Genomic DNA, 7,155 nt, shown 5'->3' on the forward strand with positions numbered 1-7,155 from the left:
CCTTGAGCACCGTCTCGAGCAGATCGAAGATGCGGGCACGGTCGGCAAGCCCGAGAAGATCGCGCAACGTGTCCGCCGCGATCTTGCCTTCGCCGAAAGCGATGGCGCGGTCGAGGATGGAGAGCGCGTCGCGCACGGAGCCTTCGGCCGCGCGGGCGATCAGCGCCAGCGCCGCGGGATCGGCCTCGGCGCCTTCTTCCTTTGAGATGCGGGCGAGATGCTCGATCAGCGCCTCGATCTCGATGCGCTTGAGGTCGAAGCGCTGGCAGCGCGACAGCACCGTGACCGGAACCTTGCGCGCCTCGGTGGTGGCGAAGATGAATTTCACATGCTCCGGCGGCTCTTCCAACGTCTTGAGCAGGCCGTTGAAGGCCTGCTTCGACAGCATGTGCACCTCGTCGATGATGTAGACCTTGTAGCGGGCGGAATTCGGCTTGTAGTGGGCGCTATCGATGAGATCGCGCACATCGTCGATGCCGGTGTGGGAGGCGGCGTCCATCTCCACCACGTCGAGATGGCGGCTCTCCAGGATGGCGCGGCAATGCACACCCTCCTCGGTGATATCGAGGGTGGCGCCCTCGCCGTTCGGGCCTTCGTAGTTCAAGGCGCGGGCGATGAGGCGGGCGGTGGTCGTCTTGCCGACGCCGCGCACGCCGGTGAGCATATAGCCTGAGCGATGCGGCCTGAAGAGAAGGCGTTCCGCAGCGTGCGCACCATGGCGTCCTGGCCGATCAGCTCGGCAAAGACTCGCGGGCGGTATTTGCGCGCAAGCGCCGCGTGGCTTGCGGGCGCGCTCTTCGCTTGATCTTGGGCTTCGGCCATCGAGGGTCGCACTCACGCCACGGCTTGAAGGATCTCGGGGCAGCGACAGGCGGCCCCGCCACACTCTACTCGACGCTGGAGGCAAGGTGGGAGGCTGGACGAACAACCCGCGAAACGCTCGTTAGGGCTGCTTCCTTCCGGACCTGACCCGGTTGGCGAGGCACGCGCCTGCTGCCAACCTCCCTGGGAGAGTATATCGGGGAACGGGGGCCTCCTGGCAACCCGCTCCGCCGCCGCAGCCACGACTTCGCCCAAGTTAGGACGCGCGCCGCCACAATAGAACTCTCCACGATCACCGCGCGTTAGGCCTTCAACGCACAGCAGCAAGAAGGCCAGAGCTTTATGAGTTCCCTTAGAATCTTCGTTTCGTGTCTCATCCTCGGGGCGGGCTTCGCCACTTCGGCAGCGGCGCAAGAGCCGAACGGCTATCCCATCACCGACGTCAATTTACGCGCCGGTCCCGGCACCGAATACCCGGTGATTCTGACGGTTCCGGCAGACGCGCCCATCACCATTCTCGGCTGCCTGCCGGACTACAGTTGGTGCGACAGCGTGTTCGAGAATTATCGCGGCTGGATGAGCGCGGTTTATCTCAGCGGATATTCCGAGGGCGACTACTACCTGCTGCGCGACTATGCGCCCGATCTCGGCTACCAGCGCGTGACCTTCAACATCGACGCCTACTGGGATTCCTATTATCGCGACGAGCCGTTCTACGGCAACCGCGGCCGCTGGGCACGCCCGCGCGAGGCCGGCTGGGTCGACGACGGGGTGTTCTACGACCGTCTGTCGCCCCATGGCTCATGGACCTGGATCCAGGGCCGCTATGTGTGGGTTCCCGCGAACGTCGACCGCGGCTGGCGCCCCTATACGCGGGGCCGGTGGGTCTACACGGATCGCGGCTGGACGTGGGCTTCCAACGAGCCGTTCGGCTGGGCAACCTATCACTATGGCCGCTGGGGCTTTTCCGACCGGGTGGGCTGGTTCTGCGCCCGGCAATCAGTGGGCGCCGGCCTGGGTGTCATGGCGGCAGTCGGACGACTATCTGGCCTGGGCCCCGCTGCCGCCTCCTCGACCGTGGCTATGACCGCGGTTACGATCGCAACGGCGGCGGGCTCAACATCAATATCTCGTTCGGCGATGTGCCCGACTATTACTGGTCGATGGTGCCGTCGCGCGACTTCCTCTCCGACGATCTGCCGCGCTACTACGTGACGACCGCGATCGCCGCCGTCGGGACTTCGAGCGCACGCGTCCCGTCGGCCACACGACGATCGTCAACAAGACGGTCGTGAACAACGTGGTCAACGTCAACTACGTCGAGCAGAAGACCAAGAAGAAGGTCGTGAAGCGGCGCATCGCGCGCACCGACAACGCCGAAGCCGCGGGCAAGGTCGAAGACGACACGCTGGAGGTCTACGAACCGGAAGCGGACGAAGCGCCCGACACCAAGGCCCCGCCCGAGCCGAAGGACGTGGAGGAGGTCGCCAAGGCGAGCGAGACCAAGGCGCAAGCCGAAGGCGAGGCGACGACCGAGGATCAGCTCGCGCCGAAGGAGGTCCAGGAGGCCGCCAAGGAGCGCAAGAGCGGCAAAGGCCGGAAGGCGAAGGCCGCCGCCAAGGCCGAGGGGAAAAATGAAGGCGTCTTGCCGGAAGGCGAGATCGCCGACGCGCCGCCCCCTGCCAAGGATAAGGCCAAGGCCAAGGAGAAGCCGGTGCCCGCCCATGAGGTCGCCGCACCGAAGGCGTCCGACGTGAAGCCGGACACCGAGGCCAAGGAACCGGCCGAGGAGAAAGACGCGGCACCTAAGACCGCCGAGCCCGAAACCGATCGCCTGCACCCGAAAAGAAGGCTGAGCCCGCAGAGCCCGAGCCGGACGCGGCCGAAACCGAGCCTGGGGACAAGGAGAAGCCGGCCGCCGCCGAGACCGAGCAAAAGGGCAAGAAGCAGAAGCCGGTCGAGGCCGAGAAGTCCGCGCCCAAGGATGCCGGCAAAGACAAGGCGGCCAAGCCTGGGAAGAAGAACGCCGCACCGGCCGGCAAAGCGCCGGAGCCCACCGAACCGAAGGACGAGACGCCTCTCAAGGAAGAAAAGCCGGCCGAGGCTGAAAAGCCCGTCCCTTCGGGGGAGCCTGAAAAGAAGGAGCCTGAGGCGAAAGAGCCCGAGGTGCAGAAGCCTGAGGCGAAAGAGCCGGAAGCCGAAAAGGCTGCGCCGAAGGAGCCCGAGGCCAAGAAGGCTGAGCCGAAGCCTGAGCCCAAGAAAGAGCCGAAGCCTGGGCCTAAAAAGCCTGAAGCAAAGAAACCTGAGGTCAAAAAGCCCGCTCCGAAACCGGAAGCCAAGAAGCCCGCGCCGAAACCGGAAGCCAAGAAGCCTGCCCCGAAGCCGGAAGCCAAAAAGCCCGAACCAAAGCCTCAAGCGAAGAAGCCTGCCCCGAAGCCCGAAGCCAAGAAGCCCGCACCCCAGAAGCGGGAGGCGAGGACGCCGGAACGGAACACTCCGCCGGCGGCGAAGCGGGAGGCAAAAGGGGTGCCTGGTAACGCGAAGTCCACGGGGCGCACCGCGCAGGGACCCGCCCCTGAGGCCAAGGGCAAGAAGGGTCCCGAGAAGAACCCTGAGAGCAACTAAAAGCGGGCGGCGTTCACTTTCGCCGTCTTCTCGAGCAAAGGCTGGTTTACCCGGATCGCGCGCGTGCTAGCTTCGCCTCCGTGGCACCCCTCATCGCGCTCCATATCCTCGCCGCCGTCGTGTGGGTCGGCGGCATGTTCTTCGCCTATATGGCGTTGCGCCCCGCGGCGGGAACGCTTTCGCCCGAATCGCGGCTGACATTGTGGCGCGGGGTGCTTGGCCGCTTTTTCCCGTGGGTGTGGGCGTGCATCATCGTTCTGCTCGCCAGCGGCTACGGCATGATTTTCCTCTATCTGGGTGGATTCGCGGGCGCGCGCCTGTCCATCCATGTCATGCAGGGCATTGGCATCGTGATGATGGCGCTGTTCGCGCATCTGTTCTTCGCACCATGGCGCCGCTTCGCCGACACCGTCGACGCCAAACATTTTCCGGAAGCGGCCAAACATTTGGACCAGATTCGTCGCATCGTTGCGATCAACCTCTCGCTCGGCCTCATCACGATAATCGTGGGCGCGAGCGGCCGCTTCTGGTAAACGCGCCCAAGCTTGACCCCATGCACGCGGGTGACATTTTCGCCTTCCAAACGGAGATACTCAATGAACTCAGACAAGAAGACGAGACCTCAATTCGCACGCAGGCCCACGAAGCGCGTCCTGGTCGGCGAGACGCGCGAAGAGGAAGAGGCACGGCTCGCAGCGGAAATCGCCGCTCATCCCGTGACGAAATGCGAACCCGGCGAGTACAAGCCCACCTCGTCGCGGCCCGGCTGGAGCAACAAGTCCTTCATTTCGCAGGCTGACGCCGCCGAGGCGGAGCGCATCGCCAAGAAGATGCGCAAGTCCTAAAGGCGCTACGCCTTCAGGCCCGCGCGAAACGGGCTCGCCGGATAGGTGCCGAGCACATTCACTTCGCTGGTGAAGAAGGCGAGCTCCTCCATGGCGAGCTGGACGGGCCGCTCATCCGGGTGGCCTTCGATATCGGCGTAGAACATGGTGGCGTTGAACGAGCCTTCGAGCTGGTAGGATTCCAGCTTGGTCATGTTGACGCCGTTGGTCGCGAAACCGCCCAGTGCCTTGTAGAGAGCGGCGGGCACGTTGCGCACCCGGAAGACGAAACTGGTGACGACGGGGCCGTCGGCGGCCTTGGTCCTCGCCGGCTTCGGGGCGAGCACCACGAAGCGCGTGGTGTTGTGGGCCGCGTCCTCGATGTCCTTCTTGGCGATGCGAAGTCCGTAGATCTCCGCCGCGAGCTTCGAGGCGATGGCCGGCTTGGGTGGGATCGTTCGACTCGCGCACGTGCGCGCGGCACCGGCCGTATCGGCTTCCGTCACCGGCTTGAGCTTCAGGGCCGCGATCGCCTTGCGGCACTGGCCGAGCGCCATGATGTGGCTATGCACGGTCTTCAGTCCGCTCAGCTTGGCGCGGGGCAGCGCCAGCAATTGGTGCCGGACGCGCTCGAAATGCTCGCCGACGATGTAGAGGCCCGAGTGCGGCAGAAGATGGTGGATGTCGGCGACACGGCCGGCCACCGAATTCTCGATGGGGATCATGGCGAGCTTCGCCTTGCCGGTCTTCACCGCGGCCAGCGCATCCTCGAAGGTCGCGCACGGCATCGCTTCCATGTCCGGATAAGCATCGCGGGCGGCCAAGTGTGAGTTGGCGCCGGGCTCGCCCTGAAAGGCGATCTTATTCAAGCGCGATCTGGCCATGGTTCGCTGATGTCGGAAGGCGGGCAATAATCTTAAGAGGCTTCAAGACTTTCTCGCGCCCGCGCAAGGTCGGCCGGAGTATCGACACCGAGGGGGACAGTGTCAACGAGACCGACATGAATGCGGAAGCCCGCCTCGAGCGCCCGGAGCTGCTCGAGCTTCTCCCGGGTCTCGAGCGGCGACGGCGGCAAGCCGACGAAGCGCTCCAGCGCAGCGCGGCGATAGGCGTAGAGGCCGATATGGTGATAGAGCGGGCCTTCTCCATAAGGGGCGGTGGCGCGGGTGAAATAGAGCGCATTGAGCACGCCGCCCCGCGGCAACGGCGAGCCCACCACCTTCACCACGTTGGGGTCCGTGCGTTCCTCCTCCCGGACGATCTCCGCGGCAATGGTGCCGATATCCGCCTCGCCCTCGTGAAGCGCCGCCACGCAGGCGCGCACCAGACCCGGGTCGAGCGTAGGCAGATCCCCTTGCAGGTTGACGATCGTGTCGAAGTCCCGGGCGGGATCGGTTTCGAGAAGCGCCTCATGGATCCGGTCCGAGCCGCTCGCGTGATCGGGACGGGTCAAGACCGCCTCGCCGCCCGCCTTGGCCACCGCATCCCGGACCGCCTGCGAATCGGTGGCCACCAGGACCGGCCCGCAGTCCGCCTCCATGGCGCGGCGCCACACATGGACGATCATGGGTTCGCCCGCGATCTCGGCGAGCGGCTTGTCCGGCAGACGCGTCGCGGCCAGGCGCGCGGGGATGACGATCATTGATTTCGGCATGATTTTCCGTAGGTTAGATCGGGAAGAATTCCATGACCAGGGTCAGACTCCGCGGCAATTCTGCGAGTTGCAACAGCCCGCTAGCCCTTATAGTCTCTCGCCGCGCCGCAAGAGCTACGAAGAAGTAGCCTCTGCCTGCTGGGGGGACACCGATCCATGAAGTACTACTACCTCAACAAAATCGCCATGGCGGTGCTTGTGGCACTGCTTTTGTTCTTTGGCACGAGAACGATTATCGACATCGCTTACCAAGAGCATCCGCCGGAAAAACCCGGCTTCGAGGTTGCCGGGACCGAAGACGAGGGACACGGCAAAGAAGAGAAGGCGACCGACGAGGGCGCCGAATTCATTCTCGCGCTCAATAAGGCCGACCCCGCCAAGGGCGAGCAGGACGTAGGCCTTTGCAAGGTGTGCCACAGCTTCGACAAGGGCGGGCCCACGATGATTGGCCCGAACCTTTACGGCGTCGTCGGTCACAAGATCGCGTCTCATGAAGGCGTCAACTACACCCCCGCGCTCAAGGCGCACGAAGGCCAGGAGTGGAACTTCGAGAATCTCGACCACTGGCTGAAGAACCCGCAAGAGTTCGCTCCGGGCACGAGCATGGCCTTCCCAGGCATCCCGGACATCCAGAAGCGCGCCGACGTCATCGCCTATCTCAACAAGAACAGCGACGACCCGCTGCCAATCCCGGAGCCCAAGGCCGCAGCGCCCGCACCGGAAGGCGCCGCCGACGAAGGCGCCGAGAAAGAGGCTTCCGCCGGTCAGTCCCCGGTCATCGCGCTGCTGGCCTCCGCCGACGCGGCCAAGGGCGAGCAAGCCGCGGCGCTGTGTAAGGTGTGCCACACGTTCGATGCGGGCGGCGCGACGATGGTCGGCCCGAACCTCCACAACGTGGTCGGACACAAGATCGCGGCTCATGAGGATTTCAGCTACTCGGATGCGCTGAAGAAGCACGCCGACCAGGAGTGGACCTACGAGAATCTCGACGTCTGGCTGAAGAGTCCACAAGGCTTCGCCCCCGGCACGACCATGGCCTTCCCTGGCATTCCGGACGACAAGAAGCGCGCGGACGCATCAAGTTCCTCATGAGCATGACGGAAAACCCGCCGCCGCTGCCTGCGGCCGGGGAAGAGGCTGCTCCGGCGGAGGAAGCCGCTCCCGCCGAAGAGCCTGCTGCCGAGCAGCCGGCTGCGGAGGAGCCCGCTGCTGAAGAGCCTGCTGCCGAGC

8 protein-coding genes, 1 other RNA gene and 1 pseudogene are annotated in these 7,155 nt (G+C 64.9%); 5 read left to right on the plus strand and 5 right to left on the minus strand.

Annotation, left to right across the window (positions count from 1 at the left end):
• Positions 1–822, minus strand: a pseudogene (dnaX, locus tag AUC71_RS04610) (DNA polymerase III subunit gamma/tau); the annotation flags it as partial.
• An 87-nt stretch (positions 823–909) separates the two neighbouring features.
• Positions 910–1,004, minus strand: an RNA gene (ffs, locus tag AUC71_RS04615) — signal recognition particle sRNA small type.
• Positions 1,005–1,164: 160 nt separating this feature from the next.
• Between ffs and AUC71_RS04620 the strand changes: the two genes are divergently transcribed.
• Positions 1,165–2,037 (plus strand): DUF6600 domain-containing protein, encoded by an 873-nt coding sequence (locus AUC71_RS04620; RefSeq protein WP_069623315.1) that lies wholly within the window; start codon positions 1,165–1,167, stop codon positions 2,035–2,037.
• On the opposite strand, the gene AUC71_RS04625 is transcribed toward AUC71_RS04620, so the two are convergent.
• Positions 2,030–2,548: a hypothetical protein gene (locus AUC71_RS04625; protein WP_141701448.1), complete on the minus strand. Its 519-nt coding sequence runs from the start codon at positions 2,546–2,548 to the stop codon at positions 2,030–2,032. The genes AUC71_RS04620 and AUC71_RS04625 overlap by 8 nt on opposite strands.
• Positions 2,549–2,988: 440 nt before the next feature.
• Between AUC71_RS04625 and AUC71_RS04630 the strand changes: the two genes are divergently transcribed.
• The 3 genes from AUC71_RS04630 (at position 2,989) to AUC71_RS04640 (ending at position 4,292) form a co-directional block, all read left to right on the plus strand.
• A complete protein-coding gene (locus AUC71_RS04630) occupies positions 2,989–3,447 on the plus strand; it encodes a hypothetical protein (RefSeq protein ID WP_069623317.1) in 459 nt (152 codons plus the stop codon).
• 134 nt (positions 3,448–3,581) lie between these two features.
• Positions 3,582–3,980, plus strand: a complete 399-nt coding sequence (locus AUC71_RS04635; RefSeq protein ID WP_204376631.1) for a CopD family protein — start codon at positions 3,582–3,584, stop codon at positions 3,978–3,980.
• A 63-nt stretch (positions 3,981–4,043) separates the two neighbouring features.
• Positions 4,044–4,292, plus strand: coding sequence for a hypothetical protein (locus tag AUC71_RS04640; protein WP_069623319.1), 249 nt, complete (start codon positions 4,044–4,046; stop codon positions 4,290–4,292).
• 5 nt (positions 4,293–4,297) lie between these two features.
• Here the strand turns inward: AUC71_RS04640 and AUC71_RS04645 are convergent, their stop codons facing one another.
• Both AUC71_RS04645 and AUC71_RS04650 read right to left on the minus strand, forming a co-directional pair.
• On the minus strand, positions 4,298–5,155 hold the full coding sequence (locus AUC71_RS04645; RefSeq protein ID WP_069623320.1) for a prephenate dehydratase: 858 nt from the start codon (positions 5,153–5,155) through the stop codon (positions 4,298–4,300).
• Positions 5,156–5,187: 32 nt separating this feature from the next.
• Entirely contained in the window at positions 5,188–5,925 is a 738-nt protein-coding gene (locus AUC71_RS04650) for a 3-deoxy-manno-octulosonate cytidylyltransferase (RefSeq protein ID WP_069623321.1), read from the minus strand.
• A 156-nt stretch (positions 5,926–6,081) separates the two neighbouring features.
• Between AUC71_RS04650 and AUC71_RS04655 the strand changes: the two genes are divergently transcribed.
• The gene (locus AUC71_RS04655; RefSeq protein WP_069623322.1) at positions 6,082–7,017 is read left to right on the plus strand and encodes a c-type cytochrome; all 936 of its coding nucleotides are present in this window, start codon (positions 6,082–6,084) and stop codon (positions 7,015–7,017) included.
• Positions 7,018–7,155: the final 138 nt, after the last annotated feature.

Source organism: Methyloceanibacter marginalis, from assembly GCF_001723295.1.
Lineage (GTDB): Bacteria > Pseudomonadota > Alphaproteobacteria > Rhizobiales > Methyloligellaceae > Methyloceanibacter > Methyloceanibacter marginalis.